Origin of the sequence: Pseudomonas sp. SB113, assembly GCF_040754745.1 — a bacterium.
GTDB lineage: Bacteria > Pseudomonadota > Gammaproteobacteria > Pseudomonadales > Pseudomonadaceae > Aquipseudomonas > Aquipseudomonas grimontii.
In genome coordinates this window covers 1-23,325 of record NZ_JBFMHW010000044.1, presented here as the reverse complement: position 1 = coordinate 23,325, position 23,325 = coordinate 1, and the positions used below count along the sequence as shown (strand labels likewise).

Genomic DNA, 23,325 nt, shown 5'->3' with positions numbered 1-23,325 from the left:
CCCGATAGCAGTGTGTCAGTCAACATCCACTTAACTGATACAGCGTAATCGGGGCAAGTCGAATCGTCGCACCGCCCCTCCCACATCAGGTGCTTAGCGAACGCTGCTTTCGAAGCGGTTCACACCTGTCAGCTCCAACACCAGCTCATCGCCCACATTCAACGGGCCCACGCCAGCGGGGGTGCCGGTGAGGATCACATCGCCGGCCTGCAGCGAGAAGCAGCCGGCCATGTATTGGATCATCGGCACGATCGGGTTGAGCATGATCGCGCTGTTGCCGTCTTGGCGCACTTCGCCGTTGATGGTCAGGCGAATGCCAATGTCGGTCACGTCCGCGAAGGTGCTGCCGACCACGAATGGCGCAAGCACCGCTGCGCCGTCGAAGGACTTGGCGATTTCCCACGGCAGGCCCTTGGCTTTCAGCTCGGCTTGCTTGTCGCGCAGGGTCAAGTCCAGGGCCGGGGCGAAGCCGGAGATGGCGTCCAGCACTTCTTCACGGCTGGGCTTGTTCGACAGCGGTTTGCCGATCAATACCGCGATTTCCGCCTCGTAGTGCACCGAGCCGCGCTCGGTCGGAATGCTGAAACCGCCTTCCAGCGGTACTACGCAACTGCCTGGCTTGATGAACAGCAACGGCTCGGTTGGCACCGGGTTGTCCAGTTCCTTGGCATGTTCGGCGTAGTTACGCCCAATACACACCACCTTACCCACTGGAAAGTGGATGTTGGTGCCGTCGACATACTTGTGCTGGTAGCTCATGAAACGACTCCTTCGGGGGCGGTTAAACAGCGAAGATCTTGCCAGGGTTCATGATCCCGTTCGGGTCGAACACCGCCTTCACTGCTTTCATGTATTCGATCTCAACCGGCGAGCGGCTGTAGGTCAGGTAGTCACGCTTGGTCATGCCCACGCCGTGTTCGGCGGAGATCGAGCCGTTGTACTTCTGAACGGTTTCGAACACCCACTTGTTCACGGTGGCGCACTTGGCGAAGAACTCATCCTTGCTCAGGTTTTCCGGCTTGAGGATGTTCAGGTGCAGGTTGCCGTCGCCGATATGGCCGAACCAGACAATTTCGAAGTCCGGGTAGTGTTCGCCGACGATCGCGTCAATTTCCTTCAAGAACGCTGGTACTTTGGAGACAGTGACCGAAATATCGTTTTTGTACGGCGTCCAGTGGGAAATGGTCTCGGAGATGTACTCACGCAGTTTCCACAGGTTGTGCAACTGGGTTTCGCTCTGGCTCATCACGCCGTCCAGCACCCAGCCCTGCTCGACGCAGTGTTCGAAGGTTTCCAGGGCGTGGTTGGCGACTTCTTCGGTGGTGGCTTCGAATTCCAGCAGCGCGTAGAACGGGCACTCGGTTTCGAACGGTGCCGGCACATCGCCACGACCGAGGACTTTGGCCAAGGCCTTGTCGGAGAAGAATTCGAAGGCGGTCAGGTCCAGCTTGCTCTGGAAGGCGTGCAGCACCGGCATGATCGAGTCGAAATCGGTGGTGCCGAGCACCATCGCCGTGAGGTTTTTTGGCGCACGGTCTAGGCGCATGGTGGCTTCGACCACAAAGCCCAGGGTGCCTTCGGCGCCGATAAACAGTTGGCGCATGTCATAGCCGGTGGCGTTCTTGATCAGGTCGCGGTTCAGTTCCAGCACATCACCCTTGCCGGTGACGACTTTCATGCCGGCCACCCAATTGCGAGTCATGCCGTAGCGAATGACCTTGATCCCGCCGGCATTGGTGCCGATATTGCCGCCAATCTGGCTGGAACCGGACGACGCGAAGTCCACCGGGTAGTACAGGCCTTTTTCTTCGGCGACGTTCTGCAATTGCTTGGTGACCACGCCCGGCTGGCACACGGCGGTACGGTCGGTAAGGTTCACGTCGAGGATCTGGTTCATATAGTCGAACGAGACGACCACTTCGCCATTGGCCGCCACGGCAGCAGCCGACAACCCGGTACGACCACCGGATGGCACCAGCGCCACCTTGTGCTCATTGGCCCAACGGACAATGGCCTGCACCTGCTCGGTGGTCTTGGGGAACACGATGGCGGTCGGCGCGGGCGCGAAGTGCTTGGTCCAATCCTTGCCGTAAGCCTCCAGGGAGTCGGCGTCGGTCAGCACTTTGCCGGGCTCAACCAGGGTCTTTAGCTCATCAATCAGGGCAGGATGGGTCATCGACAGAACTCTCGAACAATTCATGGTCATCCTGAGAACGCTTCACGTCGCAGGAATAGGTGTTTAGCGGGGCGCATATGCTAGCATACCGCCCCCGCAGGACAGAGCCCAAGGGCGTTTCTGCGGTTACGGCTTTCCTGCCGTCCGGGTCAGCTTAACGATCCGATTCCCTGCCATTTTTCTCCGGGATACAGGTTTACGCAGATGAGCAAGACTTCTCTCGATAAGAGCAAGATCAAGTTCCTTCTTCTGGAAGGCGTCCACCCATCGGCCGTCGACGTATTGAAGGCCGCCGGGTACTCCAGCATTGAGTACATCACCAGTTCTCTGCCGGAAGCCCAGCTCAAGGAAAAGATCGCCGACGCGCACTTTATCGGCATTCGCTCCCGCACCCAGCTGACCGAAGAGGTCTTCGATCACGCCAAGAAACTCGTGGCGGTCGGCTGTTTCTGCATCGGCACCAACCAGGTCGACCTCAACGCAGCGCGCGAGCGCGGCATTGCAGTGTTCAACGCCCCGTACTCCAATACCCGTTCCGTAGCGGAGCTGGTGCTGGCCGAGGCCATCCTGCTGCTGCGCGGTATCCCTGAGAAGAACGCTTCCTGCCACCGTGGCGGCTGGATCAAGAGCGCGGCCAACTCCTTCGAAATCCGTGGCAAGAAACTGGGTATCGTCGGTTACGGTTCGATCGGCACGCAACTGTCGGTACTGGCCGAAGGCCTGGGCATGCAGGTGTTCTTCTACGACACCCTGACCAAGCTGCCATTGGGCAACGCCACCCAGGTGTCGAGCCTGACCGAACTGCTGGGCATGTCCGACATCGTCACCCTGCACGTTCCGGAAACCGCTGAGACCCAGTGGATGATCGGCGAGAAGGAAATCCGCGCCATCAAGAAAGGCGGCATCCTGATCAACGCTGCACGCGGCACCGTAGTCGAGCTGGACGCCCTGGCCGACGCGATCAAGGACAAGCACCTGATCGGCGCCGCAATCGACGTGTTCCCGGTGGAGCCACGCTCCAACGACGACATCTTCGAAAGCCCGCTGCGTGGCCTGGACAACGTGATCCTGACCCCGCACATCGGCGGCTCCACCGCTGAAGCCCAGGCCAACATCGGCCTGGAAGTGTCGGAGAAGCTGGTCAAGTACAGCGACAACGGTACGTCGGTCTCGTCCGTCAACTTCCCGGAAGTGGCCCTGCCGGCTCACCCTGGCAAGCACCGTCTGCTGCACATCCACCAGAACATCCCTGGCGTGATGATGGAGATCAACAAGGTCTTCGCGGAAAACGGCATCAACATCTCCGGTCAGTTCCTGCAGACCAACGAGAAGGTCGGCTACGTGGTGATCGACGTCGACGCCGAGTACTCGGACCTGGCGCAAGAGAAGCTGCAGCACATCAACGGGACCATCCGAAGCCGCGTGCTGTTCTAAAACGGCGGGAATGGTCAGCTACAAGCGGCAAGCTAAAAGCGTCTACTTGCAGCTTGTAGCTTGCCGCTAAAAAACGGGTGCCCCACCAGGGGCACCCGTTTTTTTATTTCACATTAACCGTGATGACTTTCGAAGCTACCGTCGGCTCGAACTGCATGTGCAGCTTGTCGCCGGCCACCAGTTGCAGGGTGTGTTTGCCTGGGGTGAGGGTCAGCTCGGTCTCGGTCTGGGCCTTGCCGTAGTGAATCACGGTGTCGGTGGCCGGGATCGGTACGCTGGCGTCTGGCAGCGCTTTCTGGTCGATCAGCAGGTGGTGGTGGCCGGTGCCTGCGGTTTGGTCAGTGGCCGGGGCCAGCTTCAGGCCTTCCATGCCGAATTTGACGGTGAAGGTTTTATCCACGGTGGCACCGTCTTTCGGCGAGACGATAAATACCTTGGCGCCTTCAGGTGGCGCGCTACGCGGGATGCCGTCGGCGGCGGTGGCCAACATCGAAGCACCCAGCAGCAGGGAGGCCAGGGTTGCACGTGACAAAAGGGCTTTCATTCGCTTCTCCAGTTTTTCTGTGAAATCTGTAGGGGGATGACAACTTCGCGATAAATTGCTGTCCAAGGCACTCAACACCATAGCAAAGCGATGCTGAACGGCGCCTCGCACATTCGAAACCTCTAGGAGTGACCATGCGCTTTTCGCCTGGCCTGTTACTTTTGCTTCCCCTTCTGAGCCCCTTGGCTCATGCCGAACTGATCGACGATGTAAACGATCGCGGCGAACTGCGCATCGCCCTTGAAGCCAACACCCCGCCGTACAACTTCAAGGAAGGCGACAAACTCACCGGCTTTGAAGTCGAGCTGGGTGAACTGCTGGCAAAAGAAATGGACGTGCGCCCCTCATTTATCACCACCGATGACGCCGATATGCTGCCAGGAGTCTCAACCGGCAAATACGATGTGGCCATCAACCATATCGCTATGACTGCCGAGCTGAAGGATCAGTTCGATTTCAGCGAGGCTTATCACGACAAGCCTGAACTGGCGATCCCGTTCCAGAAGGGCAACCCGGCCTTCAAGACGAGTTTGGACGGGGCGTTGAAGCGGGTGAAGGACGATGGCCGATTAAAGGCGCTGTCGCACAAGTGGTTCGAGGACGAAGCCCCTACAGGCGCGCCAACGCCTGTGCCGCCTCAGGCAACTCCAGCTCACTGAACACCTGCACGCCATGGCGCTTGAGCAGCGCCGCCGTGACGCCCTCGCCACTGACCTTTACACCGGTGAAGGTGCCGTCATAGGTCAGCAGGTTGCCGCAGGACGGGCTATTGGCCTTGAGGATGGCGATACGGAGGTTATGACGCAGCACCAACGCCAAGGCCTGGCGGGCGCCGTCGAGGAAGGCGGCGCTGAAATCTTCGCCCTCGGCAGTCAACACTTGGGCGCGGCCTTCCCACACATCGATGCCCTGTCCACCTGGAATCTCGGCCGCGGGCCTGGGCGTCGGCAGACCGCCCGACACTTCCGGGCAGATGGCAATCACGCGACCTTCAGCCTGCCATGCCGCCAATTGGTCGAACGGCCCGCTGGCCCCGCCGTCGTAGCGCACCTTGTGGCCGAGCAGGCAGCGGCTGATCAGAATCTTTTGCATGGTTAAAACGGTTCGTTACCGCGCCGGCGAAACCAGCCGGTGAGGGACAGGCGTTCGCGCGTAGCAGGCATGACCTCGTGGGGCACCTCGCCCGACAGGAACACCACCAGGCTTCCGCCGGTGGGCACCACATCGTGTTCGACGCCGTCCTTGAGGTACATGCGCAACTGGCCACCGTGCTCGGGCAGCCAGGCGTCGTTCAAGTAGATCACCGCCGAGACCATGCGCCGGTCATCGTCACGAAAACGGTCGAGGTGCTTGAGGTAAAACGCGCCGGGCGGATACATCGCGAAGTGGCTTTCGAAATCCTCGAGACCCAGGAACAGGCCACGGTTCATGGCCAGGCGCAGGCTGTCCATCAGCGCCATATAGCTGCCGCAGACCGCCGCGTCGCCCTCCTCCAGCCACTGGATACGGTCACCACGAATGCCCTCGCGAATCTCCTGGGCGGGCCCACGCCCCACGGCCGCTGGCGCCAGTTCACCCTCGGCCGCACGTTTACGGCACTCAGCCGCCAGTTCCAGGGTCAGAGCCTGGGGCAGGAAGCCGTTCTGCTGCGACCAGCCTTTTTCGGCCAGGTCATCAACGATGCGTTGCAGCAGGGGGTGATCAAGGGGTATTTGCATGGCGCGCATAGTATCCATACGCCTGTGAATCCGACAGCGCCGTCGAGCGCCTCAACACACTTTAGTCAGGCGACTGATAGGACTTCTCGACAAATCCTACGCCCGACACGGACAATAGTGGCCGACTGACAGGAGTCCATATGCGTCGTTTGTTTTTTTCCTTGCTGATGTTCTGCGTTTTGCCCGCTTGGGCAGACGGCCATGACCAGTTGTACAAGGTCGCCGGCTGGGCCGAACAACGTGCGCATTTCAATGACGCCCTCAGTGCTGCCCAGCAACGCTACCGCAATAGCCTGCCGCCGGCGGTGTACCAGGCGCTGGTGGACAACAGCAATAAACGCTTTGCCGCCCAGGCCATGGACCAGCGCGCCGAAGCCCAGCTACGCAAGCACCTGGCGGACCCCGCGCCGGCCCTGGCGTTTTTCCAATCGCCGCTGGGCCGCAAGGTGGTCGCTGCCGAGTTGCTGGCCACACGCCGCGACCAGTTGGCAAAAAACGCCCAAGGCCTGCCGCACATCGAGGCCGACGCCACTCGCAGCCTGATCATCGGGCACCTCGCCCAGGCCCTGCCCGCCCGAGAAGCCGGTGCGGAGGTCAGCCTGGCGATTGCCGGCGTGGCCGCCGACAGCTTGAGCCAGATGATCCCCGGCCTGTTGGGTGGGGGTCAGGCCCAAGGCATGTTGAATGGGCAGCGCGAACGATTGATGCAGCAGATTGGGAATGACCTGAATAACACCTTGCTGTACGTCTATCGAGATTTGTCCGACCCGGAGCTGGAAGAATTCGCCACGTTTGCGGAGTCGCCGGAGGGTAAGGCGTATTACCAGGCGGCGCTGGCAGCGATTCGCGCCGGGCTGGCGGTGGGCCAGAGCACTTCAAGCCTGACGCAGTAGAAAATGTGGGAGGGGGCAAGTCGAATCGTCGCACCGCCCCTCCCCTCCCACATTTGGATTGTGTTACTTCAAATGGTCTGTCAAATACCGGAAGTACTCTTCACGAATCTCCGGAATCTCATTCGCCAGGTGGTGCCGGCCACGCGGCAGCATCAACACTTCGGGCTGGTCGAACTTGCCCCGCAGCACCTGCAAGTTGTGCTGCCAATCCACCGTCATGTCTTCCTCACCCTGCACAATCACCGGCCGCCGTGGGCTGCGCGGGGCGGCTTCGATGCGTTTGATCCAGCGCGCCAGCGCGCCCACCCAGGCGGTTGGCAGTTGGCGCGGCTGAAGCGGGTCGGCCTCCAGGAACGGCTTGAACTGCGGGTCGTTGGTGTTCTCGCTGAAACGCCGGGCGATGCCGTTGACGAACGGGCGCAGCAGGTAATAGCTGACCTGCGACCACCCCCACGCACGCGGCCGCACCAGCGGTGAGAGCAGGAAGGTCTTGCCCTGGGCCGGGCTGTCGGCCCCCTGGTTGAGCAGGTGGTCCACCACCACCGCGCCGCCGGTGCTTTGCCCGAACAAGTGCCAGGGCTGTGGCAATTGCAGCGCTTGGGCCTGGACGAACAGCGCCTGCACCACATCCTGGTACACGGCAAAATCATCGATGCTGGCGCGCGCGCCGCTGGACAAGCCATGGCCCGGCAAATCGCAGGCGATCACCACAAAGCCTTGGTCCAGCGCCCAGTCCACCACGTGGCGATACAGGCCCATATGGTCGTAGAAGCCGTGGAACATAAACATCGTCGCCACCGGCACGGGCGGCCACCACACCTGGGCGACCACCTCAAACCCATCCACCTCGAAACGCCCCAGCCGACTCACAACCGGCACTTTGCGTGCACTCAGGTCCAGCCCATAGAAACGCTGGTAGACCCGCGCTTCGGCTGAAAGCGGTTGCGCATCCACCAGGGGCCGCAGGCTTTCGCGAAGGTGATCAGGGTCAAAGGTCACAGGCATAAAGGGTTCCAGACTTGCGGCGAAGATGAATATCGAGCTGCGATATTCATCTGTCAGGACAAGCATGGCAAGCTACGCGACCTGCGAGGATAGATCCGAATGCGACAGCCTTACCGTAACGCCCTGTTCACCAGCCTGATCCTGATCATGTGCGCTGGCGTGCTGTGGGCGGCGTATGACTGGTTCCAGGGCCGCTACCTGCGCGCCTTCAGCGAACACACGGCGGTATTTTCCGGCGACTCCCTGCGCCTGCCCGCCGAACTCAGCGGCCCCGGACCGATCCGCCTGGTGCATTTCTGGGATCCGGCTTGCCCGTGCAATGTCGGCAACCAGCAACACCTGGGCGAGTTGATCGAGCAGTACGCGCCCCAGGGCGTCGAGTTCTATGCCCTGCAAAAAGCCGGCAGCCACGGCCAGTTGCCCGACAACCTGCGCAAGATGAAAACCCTCACTGTCCTGCCCGGTGCCGACCAGGTGCCGGCCAGCCCGGCCGTGGGCATCTGGGACCGAACCGGCAAGCTCGCGTATTTCGGGCCGTACAGCGAAGGGCTGACGTGTAATTCCAATAACAGTTTTATCGAGCCGATCCTGAAAGCCCTTGAAGCCGGCCGAGACGTGAACGCCACTCACACCCTGGCGGTGGGCTGCTATTGTTCGTGGTCGAAAGATTAGTCGCCCGCCACCCCACTCTTGGTAAGGAATGTTCATGAAGCGCGTCTTGCAGGTTCTCGCGGTTCTGCTGGTGCTGATTGGCCTCGGTGCGGGCTGGTATGTCTACAGCAAGCAACCGACCCGCCAGGGCACGGTTGAACTGGCCAACCTGCAAGGCTCCGTCACCGTGCGCTACGACGACCGTGGCGTGCCGCATATTCGCGCCGAGAACGAGACCGACCTGTATCGCGCCCTGGGCTACGTGCATGCCCAGGACCGCCTGTTCCAGATGGAGATCATGCGGCGCCTGGCCCGTGGCGAGTTGGCCGAGGTGCTCGGGCCGAAGCTGCTGGAGACCGACAAGCTGTTCCGCAGCCTGCGCATTCGCGACCGCGCCGCCACCTATGTGGCGCAGCAGGACCATGAATCGGCGCACTGGAAGGCCCTGCAAGCCTATCTGGACGGGATCAACCAATATCAGGACAGCCACGCCCGCCCGATGGAGTTCGACGTGCTGGGCATCCCCAGGCGCGCGTTTACCGCCGAGGACACCATCAGCGTCGCCGGGTACATGGCCTACAGCTTTGCCGCTGCGTTTCGTACCGAGCCCTTGCTGACTTACGTGCGCGACCAACTGGGCAGCGACTACCTGAAAGTCTTCGACCTCGACTGGCAACCCAAGGGCGCCCTCAACCTGGCCGACAATGACTGGAAAACCCTCGGCGCCCTCGGCGCCCTGAGCGAACAGGCGTTGGCCGACAACGGCTTGCCGCAATTCGAGGGCAGCAACGCCTGGGCCATCAGCGGCAGTCGCACCAAGAGCGGCAAACCGCTGCTGGCGGGTGACCCGCACATCCGTTTCTCGGTGCCATCGGTGTGGTACGAAGCGCAACTGTCGGCACCCGGGTTTGAGCTGTATGGCTACCACAACGCGCTGGTACCCATGGCGTTCCTGGGGCACAACCTGGATTTCGGCTGGAGCCTGACCATGTTCCAGAACGACGACCTCGACCTGATCGCCGAGAAGGTCAACCCGGACAACACCAACCAGGTCTGGTACCACGGCCAGTGGGTCGAGATGAGCAGCAGCGAGCAACAGATCGCCGTGAAAGGCCAGGCACCGGTCAGCCTCACCCTGCGCCAGTCGCCCCACGGCCCGATCGTCAATGACGTGCTTGGCGAGAACGGCGGCAAGACACCGATTGCCATGTGGTGGGCGTTCCTCGACACCCAGAACCCGATCCTCGAAGGCTTCTACCAGCTCAACCGCGCCGACACCCTGGCCAAGGCCCGCGCGGCGGCGGCCAAGGTGTCTGCACCGGGGCTGAATATCGTGTGGGCCAATGCCAAGGGCGATATCGGCTGGTGGGCGGCGGCGCAGTTGCCGATGCGCCCGGCCGGCACCCACGCGGGCTTTATCCTCGACGGCAGCACCGCCCAGGCCGACAAGCTGGGCTTCTACCCCTTCAGCGCCAACCCTCAGGAAGAAAACCCGGCGCGTGGCTATGTGGTGTCGGCGAATGCCCAGCCGGTGTCGCCTACCGGCATGGAAATCCCCGGCTATTACAACCTCGCTGACCGTGGCCAGCAGCTGAACGCGCAGTTGAGCGACAAGAGCGTGAAGTGGGATGTGAACAACAGCCAGGCCCTGCAACTGGGTACCACCACCGCGTTCGGCCCGCGCCTGCTTGCACCGCTGTTGCCGGTGCTGAGCGAGGTGGTCACGGACCCGGCGCAGTTGAAGCTGGTGGAACAGCTTGCCAGCTGGAAAGGTGACTATCCGCTGGATTCCACCAGCGCCACGCTGTTCAACCAGTTCCTGTTCAACCTTGCCGACGCGGCTTTCCACCCAAAACTGGGCGACGCCATGTTCAAGACCCTGCTCACGACCCGCGTGATCGACGCCGCCCTGCCCCGCCTGGCTGCCGACCCGGCCTCGCCCTGGTGGGACGGCAAGCGCACCGACACCGTCAAGCGGGCCTGGGACAACAGCCTCGCGCACCTCAAGGCCACCTTCGGCGATGACCCAACGCAATGGCAATGGGGCAAGGCCCACACCCTGACCCACGGTCACCCGCTGGGCTCGCAAAAGCCCTTGGACCTGATCGTCAACGTCGGCCCGTTCCCGGCACCCGGCACCCACGAAGTGCCGAACAACCAGTCGGCCGTCATCGGTCCCGCGCCGTGGCCGGTGACCTACGGCCCGTCCACACGCCGCCTGATCGACTTCGCCGACGTGGCCCACGCCCTCACCATCAACCCGGTGGGGCAAAGCGGCGTGCCGTTCGACAAGCACTATGGCGACCAGGCCGAGACCTATATCGAAGGGGGTTACGAGCAGGCGCATTTCAGTGATGAGGAAGTCACGGCCAATACCCGCGGCACGCTGAAACTGCTGCCGGCGATAACCCCTTGGAAATCGGTCAACCTGTGGAAGGGGCTTAGACCGGTGCCGCAAAGTTGAGCCGGAACTGCTGCGGCGTCACGCCCAGCCGGCGGTTGAACACGCTGCGCATGTGCTGGGCATCGCGAAACCCGCATTGGTAGGCCACGGTCTTCAGCGGCGCATGCGTGCTTTCGAGCATCACCCGCGCCGCATCCACCCGTGCTCGTTCGACAAACTCCGCAGGCGTTATCCGCGCTTCACGGGCGAACACCCTGGAGAAGTTGCGCGCGCTCATGTTGGCGGCCCTGGCCAGGTCGGCGATGCTCAGGTCGCCCGTCAGGTTCGCCAGTACGTATAACTGCACCAGCGCCACTGCCGAGGTGGTTTCGGTGTGAGGTGTGAGGAACGGGCTGAACTGCGACTGCCCGCCCGAACGCTGGGTGAACACCACCAGGCGCTTGGCCACGCTCAACGCCACTTCCGGGCCGTGGTCCTGGGCCAGCAGGTACAGCGACAAGTCGATGCCCGCCGTGACGCCTGCCGAGGTGTAGAGGTTGCCGTCCTGCACGTAGAGACGGTCTGCTTCGACCTGGGCCGAGGGGCACAGATGCGCCAGGTCGGCAGCATCGTTCCAGTGGGTAGTGACGGTTTTGCCATCCAGCAATCCGGCGCGCGCCAGCATGAAGGCGCCGTTGCAGACAGAACCGAAGCGTTGCGCCCGGGCGGTTGCGCCACGCAGCCAATCATCGAACTGTGGGCCGAAATCCTCGAACGGCAACTGTGGGCCGCCGGCGACCAGCAGCAGGTCATAGGCTTGCAGGGCTTCGCTGTAATGCCGGTGGGCCTGCAATGCCAAACCGTTGGAGGCGGCCATGGTGCCGTGGCCCAGCCCGATGACCTCTATCTGGTAGTGATCCTGGGACGGCAGAAAGCGGTTGGCTTCGCAGAACACATCCATGGGGCCGGTCACATCCAGTGACTGGACGCCGGGGAAGATCAGGATAGCGACGGTCTTGTGCATGCTCACAGACACCTTTTTCTAGCGGAATAAAATGCAAGCCCCCTCCCACATTGGGATTTTCACAGACTTCGAGAGGGCTATCGCCCGCCATACCCTAGCTGATTTCCCCTTGGCACGATGTGGCGGCAGATTGGCCGGGATCGCACCCTCGTCACCATGGCCGCTTCACGTGCGCGCGATCAGACTGGGGGCTTTCCAGAGGAGAACCACCATGACCACCACCATCGCCGGCATCAAGATCCCGGACAGCGCCCTGGCCAAGGCCACCACCGAATACATTCGCGACATCGAATCCGACCTGCTCTACCACCACTCCCGCCGAGTGTTCCTGTTCGGCGCATTGAGCGGTGAGCGCAAACAGTTGGCCTATAACCCGGAGCTGCTTTACGTCGGCGCCATGTTCCATGACCTGGGCCTGGTGGAAGGCCATCGCAGTGACGACGAGCGCTTCGAAGTGGACGGTGCCAACGCCGCCGCGGCCTTCCTCAAGCCTTACGGGCTGAGCGACGACGATATCGAACAGGTGTGGCTGTCCATCGCCCTGCACACCACGCCAGGCGTGCCGCAGCACCTGCGCCCGACCGTGGCACTGGTGACAGCCGGCGTCGAAATGGACGTGCTGGGCATGGACTACGCCGCGTTCAGCAGCGTGCAGCGCGAAGCCGTGGTGCATGCGCATCCACGCGGTGAAGGGTTCAAGGAGTGCATCATTTGCGCGTTTGCCGACGGCTTGCGCCATCGCCCGCAGACCACGTTTGGCAACGTGAAGACCGATGTGCTGGTGGATCAGGAGCCGGGGTTCAAGCCGATGAATTTTGTCGAGGTGATTCGCAAGTCGCCGTGGTTGGCGTAGTTGACTTGAAATGCAATCAAATGTGGGAGGGGGCTTGCCCCCTCCCACACCTTTAGACCGGCGCTGGAGCCCGACGTTTGTCCGGCTGCTGCCAGCCGTCCGCCGCGGCTTCTTCGATGGCTTGCTGGATGGCCTTCTTGCGCATCTCTTCGGCACGCCGGCTGAAGAACCACACCAGGAACGTCACCAGCGACACCGCCAGCAGAATCAGGCTGGCCACGGCGTTGATCTCGGGTTTAACCCCCAGGCGCACCGCCGAGAACACTTCCATCGGCAACGTCGTCGAACCCGGCCCCGAGACGAAGCTGGCCAGTACCAGGTCATCCAGGGACAGTGCGAACGACATCATGCCGCCCGCCGCCAACGACGGCGCGATCATCGGGATGGTGATCAGGAAGAACACCTTCCACGGCCGCGCCCCCAGGTCCATCGCCGCTTCTTCGATCGACAGGTCCAGCTCACGCAGGCGCGCCGATACCACCACCGCCACATACGCCGCACAGAACGTGGTGTGGGCGATCCAGATGGTGACGATGCCACGCTCCTGGGGCCAGCCGATCATCTGCGCCATGGCCACGAACAGCAGCAACAGCGACAGACCGGTGATCACTTCCGGCATCACCAACGGCGCGGTCACCAGGCCGCCGAACAGCGTGCGGCCCTTGAACTGGCTGATGCGCGTCAGCACAAACGCCGCCAACGTACCCAGCGCCACGGCGGCCACCGCCGTGTAGCAGGCGATTTCCAGGGACCGGGCCACCGAGCCCATCAACTGGGTGTTGTCCAGCAGGCCCACGTACCACTTGATCGACCACCCGCCCCACACCGTTACCAGCTTGGATTCGTTGAACGAGTAGATCACCAGGATCAGCATCGGCAGGTAGATGAACAACAACCCCGCCACCAGCATGAAGCTTGAGAAACTGACGCGCTTCATATCTTGCCCTCCATCTCTTTGGCTTGGCTGCGGTTAAACAGAATGATCGGCACGATCAGGATCGCCAGCATCACTACCGCCAGGGCAGACGCCACCGGCCAGTCACGGTTGTTGAAGAACTCTTGCCACAACACTTTACCGATCATCAGGGTTTCCGGGCCGCCGAGCAGTTCCGGGATCACGAACTCGCCCACCACCGGGATAAACACCAGCATGCAGCCGGCGATGATGCCGTTCTTGGACAGCGGCACGGTGATTTTCCAGAAGCTGTTGAAGGTGCTCGAACCCAGGTCCGAGGCGGCTTCCAACAGGCTCTGGTCATGCTTCACCAGGTTGGCGTACAGCGGCAGGATCATAAACGGCAGGTACGAATAGACCACGCCGATATACACCGCAATGTTGGTGTTGAGGATCTGCAGCGGCTCGTTGATCAGCCCCATGGACATCAGGAAGCCATTGAGCAACCCGTTGTTGCTGAGGATGCCCATCCACGCATACACGCGGATCAGGATTGCGGTCCAGGTCGGCATCATGATCAGCAGCACCAGCACGGTCTGCATCTCTTTGCGCGCGGTGGCAATGGCATAGGCCATCGGATAGCCGATCAGCAGGCACAGCAGCGTGCTGAAAAACGCCATCTTCAGCGAGCCCAGGTACGCCGCGATGTACAGCTCATCACCTGCCAGCAAACTGTAGTTGGCCAGGTTCAGCACCACCTGCAGTTTCTGCTCAACGTAGGTGTAGATCTCGGTGTACGGCGGAATCGCCACGTCGGCTTCGGCGAAGCTGATTTTCAGGACAATGAAAAACGGCAAGGCGAAAAACAGGAACAGCCACAGGAACGGGATCCCGATGACCACCTGCTTGCCACTGGGGACGATGCGGTGCAAGCGCCGCTTGAGCTTCTTTATGTTCATGTGCGCAGTACCACGCCGCTGTCGTCTTCCCACCACACGTACACCTGGTCACCCCAGGTTGGGCGCTGGCCACGGCGTTCGGCGTTGGCCACGAAGGACTGCACCAGCTTGCCGCTCGGCAGCTCGACGTAGAACACCGAATGGCCGCCCAGGTAGGCGATGTCGTGCACCTTGCCGCTGGACCAGTTGTGCTCGCAGGTCGGCATTTCGGTGGTGACCAGCAGTTTTTCCGGGCGGATGGCGTAGGTCACCGACTTGTCTTCCACCGAGGTGGCGATGCCGTAGCCGACGTAGATGTCACGGTCCAGGTCCGGGCACTTGAGCACCGCGTGGCCTTCGGCGTCATCCACCACCTGGGTATCGAAAATGTTGACGTTACCGATGAATTCGCACACCAGGCGGCTGGTCGGTGTCTCGTAGATGTCGATCGGGCTGCCGATCTGGGCGATCCAGCCCAGGTGCATGATCGCGATGCGCTCGGCCATGGTCATGGCCTCTTCCTGGTCGTGCGTCACCATCACGCAGGTCACGCCGACGCGCTCGATGATCTCTACCAGTTCGAGTTGCATCTGCGAGCGCAGCTTTTTATCGAGGGCGCCCATCGGCTCATCGAGCAGCAGCAGTTTCGGGCGCTTGGACAGGGAGCGGGCCAACGCCACACGCTGACGCTGGCCACCGGACAACTGGTGCGGCTTGCGCTTGGCGTACTGGCTCATCTGTACCAGCTTGAGCATTTCGGCCACGCGGGCATCGACCTCGGCCTTGGGGATCTTGTCCTGTTGCAGGCCGAATGCGATGTTCTGCGCCACGGTCATGTGTGGGAACAAGGCGTAGGACTGGAACATCATGTTGATCGGCCGCTCGTAGGGCGGCATATCGGTGATGTCCACACCGTCGAGGTAAATCCGACCTTCAGTCGGGCGCTCGAAACCTGCGAGCATGCGCAGCAGGGTGGACTTGCCCGAACCCGAACCGCCGAGCAAGGCGAAGATCTCGCCTTTCTTGATTTCCAGGGACACATCGTCCACGGCAATCGTCTCGTCGAACTTCTTCGTGACCCGGTCGATTTTGACCAGCACCTTTTTCGGTGTCTGGTCGCCCTCGAGGGCTTTCTTATAGGCGCCGGAGGCAACTGCCATTTACGAAACTCCCAAAAAAAAGAGTGCAGTTCGCCCGAGGCGGGCGAACCCAGGATAGTGTGAGCCTTACTTGCCCGTCTTGACCTTGGTCCAGCTACGGGTCATTAAACGCTGCACTTTCGGGGGTAGCTCGAAGTTGACGAATGTCCTGTCGAGAACCGCCTGCGGTGGGTAAACCGCTTCGTCGGTGCGTATCGATTGCTCCATCAGCTTGTCCGCCCCTGGGTTAGGGTTGGCATAGCCGACGGTGTCACTGACCTGGGCGATCACCTCAGGTTTCAGTAAATAGTTGATGAAGGCGTGGGCTTCCTTGACGTTGGTGGCATCCTTGGGGATCGCCAGCACGTCAAACCACAGGTTGCCGCCTTCTTTCGGAATTGCGTAGGCGATATTCACGCCTTTGCCCGCTTCGCTTGCGCGAGCCTTGGCCTGGAACACATCGCCGGAGAACCCGGCAGCCACGCAGATGTTGCCGTTGGCCAGGTCCGAGATGTATTTGGAAGAATGGAAGTAGGTCACGTAGGGCCGCACTTTGAGCAGCTTTTCTTCGGCCTTCTTGTAGTCTTCAGGGTCGGTGCTGTTGGGGTTCAGACCCATGTAGTTGAGTACTGCCGGCAGCATTTCATCCGCCGAATCCATGAAGGACACACCGCAGGTGGCCAGCTTCTTCATGTTTTCCGGTTCGAACAACACGGCCCAGGAGTCGATCTTGTCGACACCCAGCACTTCCTTCACTTTGTCGACGTTGTAACCGATGCCATTGGTACCCCACAGGTACGGCACGGCGTACTGATTGCCCGGGTCATTCTTCTCCAGGCGCTTGAGCAACGCAGGGTCCAGGTTGGCGTAATTAGTCAGCAGCGACTTATCGAGCTTCTGGAACGCCCCGGCCTTGATCTGCTTGCCGAGGAAGTGGTTGGACGGCACCACCACGTCATAGCCGGTACGCCCGGCCAGTAACTTGCCTTCGAGGGTTTCGTTGGAATCAAACACGTCATACACGGGTTTGATGCCGGTGGCCTTTTCGAAGTTGGCCAGGGTGTCGGAGCCGATGTAATCCGACCAGTTATAAATATGCACGGTCGGTGCGGCCTGCACGCTGAGAGCCAGCGTGATACCTGCACCTACCAGCAAGGCTTGGCGAAATAAAGAAATTGGCAAGTGGAGGTCCTCTTAAATAGTTGGGCCTTAAAGTTGTTGCCCGGCAACAAAACCGGCGCGCAACTTACCCTCGATAAACCGATCCGGCAAAACTTTCTGACATTTAATGTGTGGGAGGGGGCTTGCCCCCGATGGCGGCGTGTCAGCTTGCAAATGTGTTTCTGATACAACGCCATCGGGGGCAAGCCCCCTCCCACAGGTTCTAAGGCTTACTTGCCGGACTTGATCTTGGTCCAGCTGCGCGTCATTTCACGCTGGGTGGCAGCCGGCAAGTCTGCAATGGCGTAGAGCTTGGCTTGCACATCGGCTGGCGGGTAGATGCCCGGGTCGCTGGTGATGTCTTTGTCGACCAGTGCGGTGGCCTTCTCGTTACCGTTCGGGAAACGCACGCTGTTGGTGATCGAAGCCATGACTTCCGGCTTGAGCAGGTAGTTCATGAACTTATAAGCGGCGTCGACGTTTTCGGCATCTTTAGGGATGGCGACCATGTCGAAGAAGCTGCCCGCACCTTCTTTCGGAATGTCGTAGGCCACCTTGACCTTGCCACCGGCTTCAGCCGCGCGGGATTTGGCCTGCTGGATGTCACCCGAGTAACCCACGGCTACGCAGATGTTGCCGTTGGCCAGGTCGGAGATGTACTTGGACGAGTGGAAGTAACCAATCGAAGGACGGATTTTCAGGAACAGGTCTTCGGCCTGCTTGAGGTCGGCCTTCTTCTGGCTGTCGGTTGGCAGGCCCAGGTAATGCAGCGCGATCGGCAGCATTTCGGTCGGCGAATCGAGGAAGCTCACGCCGCAGCTTTTGAGCTTGGCGATGTTTTCCGGCTTGAGCAGCATGTCCCACGAATCGATCTTGTCCACGCCCAGCGCGGCCTTGACCTTCTCCGGGTTGTAGCCGATGCCGATCGAACCCCACATGTACGGGAAAGCGTGCTTGTTATCCGGGTCGCTGACCGACACGGCTTTAAGCAGGGAGGTGTTCAGGTTGCCGTAGTTGGACAGTTTGGACTTGTCCAGCTCTTGGTAGACACCAGCCTTGATCTGCTTGGCGAGGAAGTTGTTCGACGGTACGACGATGTCGTAACCGGACTTGCCTGCCAGCAACTTGGCTTCGAGTGTCTCGTTGCTGTCAAAAACGTCGTACACCACTTTAATGCCCGACTCTTTTTCAAAGTTGGCGATGGTGTCCGGTGCAATGTAGTCGGACCAATTGTAGACGTGCAGCACTTTATCGTCTGCCTGGGCCGCGCCCGCCATTGCGCCCATCAGGGACAAGGCGAGGAGGGTCTTGCCAGCGTTCTTCAAACCTAATGCCTTCATTTGGTGATGCTCCAATTTTTCTTTTTTGGGCCACGTTCTTTTATGTTCAGCGACCCTTCCAGAGGGCAACAAAACAGGGCGACAGTCTGGCAAGTTCAGGGGCCGGCTTTCAACCAAAGCCCCTACATTTATAACTGCCCGGTGCGCTGCGCACTGAGCCTAGCACTTAGCCCTGCAATGCCGCCAAAGTCAGGTCCAGGCAATGACGAGCCTTGGTCACCAACTCGTCGATTTCAGCCTTGCTGATCACCAGAGGCGGCGAAATGATCATGGTGTCGCCCACGGCGCGCATGATCAGGCCATTCTCGAAGCAGAAGGTTCGGCAGATCATGCCTACGCCCCGGCCCTCGTAACGCTTGCGCGTCGCCTTGTCCTGAACCAGCTCAATTGCACCGAGCATGCCGACACCGCGCACTTCACCCACCAACGGATGATCCGCCAGCTCCCTCAGACGTTTCTGCAAATACGGTGCCGTTTCGTCGTGGACGCGGTTAACGATTTTTTCATCGCGCATGATGCGGATGTTTTCCAGGGCCACTGCCGCCGCCACCGGGTGACCGGAGTAGGTGAAGCCGTGGTTGAAATCACCGCCCTCGTTGAGCACGGCCACCACGTCGTCGCGCACGATCAGGCCGCCCATGGGGATGTAGCCGGAGGTCAGGCCCTTGGCGATGGTCATCATGTGGGGCTTGAGGTCGTAGAAATCGCTACCGAACCACTCACCGGTACGGCCGAAACCGCAAATCACTTCGTCGGCAACAAACAGGATGTCGTACTTGGCGAGGATTTCCTTGATGCGCGGCCAGTAGCTGTCTGGCGGTACGATCACGCCACCGGCGCCCTGGATCGGCTCGGCAATAAAGGCACCGACGTTGTCCACGCCCAGTTCCAGGATCTTCTCTTCCAGTTGGTTGGCGGCCCAGATCCCGAACTCTTCGGGGCTCATGTCGCCGCCTTCGCCGAACCAATAAGGCTGGGCAATGTGGACGATGCCCGGGATCGGCAAGTCGCCCTGTTCGTGCATATAGGTCATGCCGCCCAGGCTCGCGCCGGCCACGGTGGAGCCGTGGTAGCCATTCTTGCGGCTGATGATGGTTTTCTTGTTCGGCTGGCCCTTGATCGCCCAATAGTGGCGGACCATACGCAACATGGTGTCGTTGCCTTCGGAGCCGGACCCGGTGAAGAACACGTGGTTCATGCCGGCAGGTGCGATATCGGAAATCGCCTTGGCCAACTCCAGTACCGGTGGGTGAGCGGTCTGGAAGAACAGGTTGTAGTACGGCAGTTGTTTCATCTGCTTGGCGGCGGCGTCGGCCAGTTCATCGCGACCGTAACCGATCGCCACGCACCACAGGCCGGCCATGCCGTCGAGGATCTTGTTGCCTTCGCTGTCCCACAGGTAAACGCCGTGGGCTTTGGTAATGATCCGGGGGCCTTTCTCTTTCAATTGCTTGAAGTCGCTGAACGGCGCCAGGTGGTGATCACTGCTCAAGGCTTGCCATTCACGGGTTTGCGGGTTGTTGCTGGACATACCGATCTCCTAGACTTTTCAGTGAAGGGCGCGCCGTGTGAAGGGCGCGCCCGGCGCATCAGACGGCGAAGAGCAGGAATTCCCGCTCCCACGAACTGATCACGCGCTTGAAGTTTTCATGCTCGGCCCGCTTGACCGCGACGTAGCCTGTGATGAATTTCTGACCCAGGTATTTCTCGATGGTCTTGCTGTTTTCCATGCGTTCCAGGGCGTCTTCGATGGTCAACGGCAGGCGCAGGTTACGTCGCTCGTAACCACGCCCCACCACCGGGGCACTCGGGTTATGGCCTTCGACCATGCCGATGTAGCCACACAGCAGGCTGGCGGCAATCGCCAGGTACGGGTTGGCGTCGGCGCCCGGCAGGCGGTTTTCGACGCGACGGTTCTGCGGGCCGGCATCCGGTACGCGCAGGCCGACAGTACGGTTCTCTTCACCCCACTCCACGTTCACCGGCGCCGAGGTGTCGGGCAGGAAGCGGCGGAACGAGTTCACGTTGGGGGCAAACAGCGGCAGCAATTCAGGGATGAACTTCTGCAGGCCGCCAATGTGGTTGAGGAACAGCTGGCTCATGGTCCCGTCTTCATTGGAGAAGACGTTCTTACCGGTGGCGATGTCGATGATGCTCTGGTGCAAGTGCATCGCGCTGCCGGGCTCGCCGGTCATCGGCTTGGCCATGAAGGTGGCCGCCACGTCGTGCTTGAGCGCGGCTTCACGCATGGTGCGCTTGAACACCAGGATCTGGTCGGCCAGGGACAAGGCATCACCGTGACGGAAGTTGATTTCCATCTGCGCCGTGCCGTCTTCGTGGATCAGGGTATCGAGGTCCAGCTCCTGCAGCTCGCACCAGTCGTAGACGTCTTCGAACAACGGGTCGAACTCGTTGGCGGCTTCTATAGAGAAGGACTGGCGGCCGGTCTCCGGACGCCCGGACCGACCGATCGGCGGTTGCAGCGGGAAGTCCGGGTCTTCGCAGCGCTTGGTCAGGTAGAACTCCATCTCCGGCGCCACGATGGGCTGCCAGCCTTTGTCGGCGTAGAGCTTGAGGACTTTCTTGAGCACGTTGCGCGGCGACAGCTCGATCGGGTTGCCTTGCTTGTCGTAGGTGTCGTGGATCACCTGGGCGGTCGGCTCGATGGCCCAAGGCACCAGGAATACCGCGTTCTGGTCGGGGCGGCAGATCATGTCGATGTCGGCCGGGTCGAGCAATTCGTAATAGATGTCGTCTTCGACATAGTCGCCGGTCACGGTCTGCAACAGAACGCTCTCGGGCAGGCGCATGCCTTTTTCGGCGATGAACTTGTTGGTCGGCGAGATCTTGCCCCGGGTGATACCGGTCAGGTCGCCAATCATGCATTCGACTTCTGTGATCTTGTGGTCTTTCAACCAATCGGTGAGCTGGTCGAGGTTGTTACTCATAAATGCCTCTGGGCTGGGTTTCCTGGCATCCATTAAAGGCCAGGCGTTGGTTGACGCAGCATCCGCGTCGTTTTTTCGTTCAGGGTAGGAGCTTACCTGCCATTTGCTGCAGCGTTGCATTCCTCAAGCCAAAGTCGTGCAGAATCATGAGCGGCCGCGCAGAGGGGAGCCGGTCAGTGACCGTCGAGGAGGCAAAAGAGAAAGCGGACGGGCCGTCAAGAATATTGGCCGGTGCGTGGGCATTCACGCGAGACGAACGGACTGCGGACAAAGCCTGGCTGGAGCAGGCTGAGACGCCGAGTGGCGGCAGGCGATACATGAAGCACCCCGGTATTATTGCTGTTATGGGTTTGAATCGAGCTTAGCCTTGTTCATTTTTTTACACAACACCCCCGTAAAAAATACAACACGGCCCGCTCAAGCCTGCGAGTCCCAAGCCCGTCAAACCGGAAAAACCGCCCCAAAAAGCCCCAAATATGCCGTCACGGCGCTTTTTTAGGGCAAAAAAGGCCTCGCTTGACTTCGGCATGCCGTTCGGGTTGACTGAAACCAGAAAAGATCAATGATTGATATTTTTAACAACAAAGGTGTTGCATCATGTCGGTACCCCCGCGTGCCGTTCAGCTTAACGAAGCGAACGCGTTCCTTAAGGATCATCCTGAGGTTCTGTACGTAGACCTTCTAATTGCGGATATGAATGGTGTGGTGCGCGGTAAGCGCATCGAACGCACCAGCCTCCACAAGGTTTACGAGAAGGGCATTAACCTGCCTGCCTCTTTATTTGCCCTGGATATCAACGGCTCAACGGTGGAAAGCACCGGCCTGGGCCTGGACATCGGTGATGCTGACCGAATCTGTTATCCGATCCCCGACACCCTGTGCAATGAACCCTGGCAAAAGCGCCCTACCGCGCAACTGCTGATGACCATGCACGAACTTGAAGGTGAACCGTTCTTCGCCGATCCGCGCGAAGTGCTCCGCCAGGTTGTCAGCAAGTTTGACGACCTCGGTCTGACCATCTGCGCCGCCTTCGAGCTTGAGTTCTACCTGATCGACCAGGAGAACGTGAACGGCCGCCCGCAACCGCCCCGCTCGCCGATCTCCGGCAAACGCCCGCACTCGACACAGGTCTACCTGATCGACGACCTCGACGAATACGTCGACTGCCTCCAGGACATCCTGGAAGGGGCCAAAGAGCAAGGCATCCCGGCCGACGCCATCGTCAAGGAAAGTGCCCCGGCGCAGTTCGAAGTGAACCTGCACCACGTGGCCGACCCGATCAAGGCCTGCGACTACGCGGTACTGCTCAAGCGCCTGATCAAGAACATCGCCTACGACCATGAGATGGACACCACCTTCATGGCCAAGCCTTACCCAGGCCAGGCAGGCAACGGTTTGCACGTACATATCTCGATCCTGGACAAGGACGGCAAGAACATCTTTGCCAGCGAGGATCCCGAGCAGAACGCCGCATTGCGTCACGCGATCGGCGGTGTGCTCGAGACCCTACCCGCCCAAATGGCGTTCCTGTGCCCTAACGTCAACTCCTACCGTCGTTTCGGCGCACAGTTCTACGTGCCGAACTCGCCGTGCTGGGGCCTGGACAACCGCACCGTGGCGATTCGCGTACCGACCGGCTCGTCCGACGCCGTACGGATCGAACACCGTGTCGCCGGCGCCGATGCCAACCCTTACCTGCTGATGGCTTCGGTCCTGGCAGGCGTGCACCACGGCCTGACCAACAAGATCGAACCGGGCGCACCCGTGGAAGGCAACAGCTACGAGCAAAACGAACAGAGCCTGCCGAACAACCTGCGCGATGCCCTGCGCGAGTTGGACGACAGCGAGGTGATGGCCAAGTACATCGATCCTAAATACATCGATATCTTCGTCGCCTGTAAGGAAAGTGAGCTGGAAGAGTTCGAACACTCCATCTCCGACCTTGAGTACAACTGGTACCTGCATACCGTGTAAGCGGTTGCTGCATTGAAAAAACGCCGCAGGCTGTTGGTCTGTGGCGTTTTTTTATGGGTTTGTTCCGGGAGACCGATTCGGCCTTATCGGGGCATGGGTATCTACACAATTTTCAGAGACTGGCGAGTTCCCCTGTGGCGAGCGGGCTTGTCCCGCGTAGGGCTGCGAAGCAGCCCCAAAACCAGCCTCCACAGAGTGTCTGATACACCGCGTTCTTCCTTATTGGGGCTGCTACGCAGCCCTACGCGG

Annotated in this window: 21 protein-coding genes; 7 read left to right on the top strand and 14 right to left on the bottom strand. The window is 60.5% G+C overall.

All coding sequences use genetic code 11. The features are described 5' to 3' along the window. Positions 1 to 93 precede the first annotated feature (93 nt). Both AB1462_RS30800 and AB1462_RS30795 read right to left on the bottom strand, forming a co-directional pair. Positions 94 to 759, bottom strand: coding sequence for a fumarylacetoacetate hydrolase family protein (locus AB1462_RS30800; protein ID WP_090401599.1), 666 nt, complete (start codon positions 757 to 759; stop codon positions 94 to 96). A 22-nt stretch (positions 760 to 781) separates the two neighbouring features. Next, positions 782 to 2,176, bottom strand: a complete 1,395-nt coding sequence (locus AB1462_RS30795; RefSeq protein WP_053127893.1) for an FAD-binding oxidoreductase — start codon at positions 2,174 to 2,176, stop codon at positions 782 to 784. A 204-nt stretch (positions 2,177 to 2,380) separates the two neighbouring features. On the opposite strand from AB1462_RS30795, the gene serA reads away from it, so the two are divergent. Beyond that, positions 2,381 to 3,610, top strand: a complete 1,230-nt coding sequence (gene serA / locus AB1462_RS30790) for a phosphoglycerate dehydrogenase (protein WP_367248875.1) — start codon at positions 2,381 to 2,383, stop codon at positions 3,608 to 3,610. Positions 3,611 to 3,713: 103 nt separating this feature from the next. Here serA and AB1462_RS30785 read toward each other — a convergent pair whose 3' ends face one another. Continuing rightward, positions 3,714 to 4,154 (bottom strand): DUF4399 domain-containing protein, encoded by a 441-nt coding sequence (locus AB1462_RS30785; protein WP_259191736.1) that lies wholly within the window; start codon positions 4,152 to 4,154, stop codon positions 3,714 to 3,716. A 134-nt stretch (positions 4,155 to 4,288) separates the two neighbouring features. Here AB1462_RS30785 and AB1462_RS30780 point away from each other — a divergent pair, with 134 nt between their 5' ends. Next, positions 4,289 to 4,813: a transporter substrate-binding domain-containing protein gene (locus AB1462_RS30780; RefSeq protein WP_090401596.1), complete on the top strand. Its 525-nt coding sequence runs from the start codon at positions 4,289 to 4,291 to the stop codon at positions 4,811 to 4,813. Here the strand turns inward: AB1462_RS30780 and AB1462_RS30775 are convergent. Then, positions 4,764 to 5,246 carry a DUF523 domain-containing protein gene (locus AB1462_RS30775; RefSeq protein WP_259191735.1) on the bottom strand — a complete coding sequence of 161 codons (483 nt, stop codon included), beginning with the start codon at positions 5,244 to 5,246 and terminating at the stop codon, positions 4,764 to 4,766. The two genes, AB1462_RS30780 and AB1462_RS30775, sit on opposite strands and share 50 nt — an antisense overlap. 2 nt (positions 5,247 to 5,248) lie before the next feature. Next, positions 5,249 to 5,881 (bottom strand): 2OG-Fe(II) oxygenase, encoded by a 633-nt coding sequence (locus AB1462_RS30770; protein WP_090401594.1) that lies wholly within the window; start codon positions 5,879 to 5,881, stop codon positions 5,249 to 5,251. 131 nt (positions 5,882 to 6,012) lie between these two features. On the opposite strand from AB1462_RS30770, the gene AB1462_RS30765 reads away from it, so the two are divergent. Next, complete coding sequence (locus tag AB1462_RS30765) at positions 6,013 to 6,765, top strand: DUF2059 domain-containing protein (RefSeq protein ID WP_027608412.1); 753 nt, start codon at positions 6,013 to 6,015, stop codon at positions 6,763 to 6,765. Between the two features lie 63 nt (positions 6,766 to 6,828). Here AB1462_RS30765 and AB1462_RS30760 read toward each other — a convergent pair whose 3' ends face one another. Beyond that, entirely contained in the window at positions 6,829 to 7,770 is a 942-nt protein-coding gene (locus tag AB1462_RS30760) for an alpha/beta hydrolase (RefSeq protein WP_259191733.1), read from the bottom strand. A 99-nt stretch (positions 7,771 to 7,869) separates the two neighbouring features. On the opposite strand from AB1462_RS30760, the gene AB1462_RS30755 reads away from it, so the two are divergent. Then, on the top strand, positions 7,870 to 8,442 hold the full coding sequence (locus tag AB1462_RS30755) for a DUF6436 domain-containing protein (protein WP_367248873.1): 573 nt from the start codon (positions 7,870 to 7,872) through the stop codon (positions 8,440 to 8,442). Between the two features lie 34 nt (positions 8,443 to 8,476). Then, positions 8,477 to 10,885, top strand: coding sequence for a penicillin acylase family protein (locus tag AB1462_RS30750; protein ID WP_367248871.1), 2,409 nt, complete (start codon positions 8,477 to 8,479; stop codon positions 10,883 to 10,885). Here the strand turns inward: AB1462_RS30750 and AB1462_RS30745 are convergent. After that, entirely contained in the window at positions 10,863 to 11,828 is a 966-nt protein-coding gene (locus tag AB1462_RS30745) for a GlxA family transcriptional regulator (RefSeq protein WP_090401589.1), read from the bottom strand. The two genes, AB1462_RS30750 and AB1462_RS30745, sit on opposite strands and share 23 nt — an antisense overlap. Before the next feature lie 211 nt (positions 11,829 to 12,039). Here AB1462_RS30745 and AB1462_RS30740 point away from each other — a divergent pair, with 211 nt between their 5' ends. Beyond that, entirely contained in the window at positions 12,040 to 12,681 is a 642-nt protein-coding gene (locus AB1462_RS30740; RefSeq protein WP_053127875.1) for an HD domain-containing protein, read from the top strand. 52 nt (positions 12,682 to 12,733) lie between these two features. Here the strand turns inward: AB1462_RS30740 and AB1462_RS30735 are convergent, their stop codons facing one another. The 7 genes from AB1462_RS30735 to AB1462_RS30705 form a co-directional block, all read right to left on the bottom strand. Next, positions 12,734 to 13,618 (bottom strand): ABC transporter permease subunit, encoded by an 885-nt coding sequence (locus tag AB1462_RS30735; protein ID WP_015886412.1) that lies wholly within the window; start codon positions 13,616 to 13,618, stop codon positions 12,734 to 12,736. Continuing rightward, positions 13,615 to 14,535, bottom strand: coding sequence for an ABC transporter permease subunit (locus tag AB1462_RS30730; RefSeq protein WP_053127871.1), 921 nt, complete (start codon positions 14,533 to 14,535; stop codon positions 13,615 to 13,617). The genes AB1462_RS30735 and AB1462_RS30730 overlap by 4 nt, the downstream gene beginning before the upstream one ends. Continuing rightward, positions 14,532 to 15,674, bottom strand: coding sequence for an ABC transporter ATP-binding protein (locus AB1462_RS30725; RefSeq protein ID WP_367248868.1), 1,143 nt, complete (start codon positions 15,672 to 15,674; stop codon positions 14,532 to 14,534). The genes AB1462_RS30730 and AB1462_RS30725 overlap by 4 nt, the downstream gene beginning before the upstream one ends. 66 nt (positions 15,675 to 15,740) lie before the next feature. Further along, complete coding sequence (locus tag AB1462_RS30720; RefSeq protein ID WP_090401587.1) at positions 15,741 to 16,835, bottom strand: polyamine ABC transporter substrate-binding protein; 1,095 nt, start codon at positions 16,833 to 16,835, stop codon at positions 15,741 to 15,743. 209 nt (positions 16,836 to 17,044) lie between these two features. Beyond that, positions 17,045 to 18,139, bottom strand: coding sequence for a polyamine ABC transporter substrate-binding protein (locus AB1462_RS30715; RefSeq protein WP_090409851.1), 1,095 nt, complete (start codon positions 18,137 to 18,139; stop codon positions 17,045 to 17,047). A 181-nt stretch (positions 18,140 to 18,320) separates the two neighbouring features. Continuing rightward, a complete protein-coding gene (locus tag AB1462_RS30710) occupies positions 18,321 to 19,685 on the bottom strand; it encodes an aspartate aminotransferase family protein (RefSeq protein WP_090401586.1) in 1,365 nt (454 codons plus the stop codon). Between the two features lie 58 nt (positions 19,686 to 19,743). After that, positions 19,744 to 21,102, bottom strand: a complete 1,359-nt coding sequence (locus AB1462_RS30705; RefSeq protein WP_003176780.1) for a glutamine synthetase family protein — start codon at positions 21,100 to 21,102, stop codon at positions 19,744 to 19,746. A 597-nt stretch (positions 21,103 to 21,699) separates the two neighbouring features. Between AB1462_RS30705 and AB1462_RS30700 the strand changes: the two genes are divergently transcribed. Next, on the top strand, positions 21,700 to 23,076 hold the full coding sequence (locus tag AB1462_RS30700) for a glutamine synthetase family protein (RefSeq protein ID WP_003213894.1): 1,377 nt from the start codon (positions 21,700 to 21,702) through the stop codon (positions 23,074 to 23,076). Positions 23,077 to 23,325 lie beyond the last annotated feature (249 nt).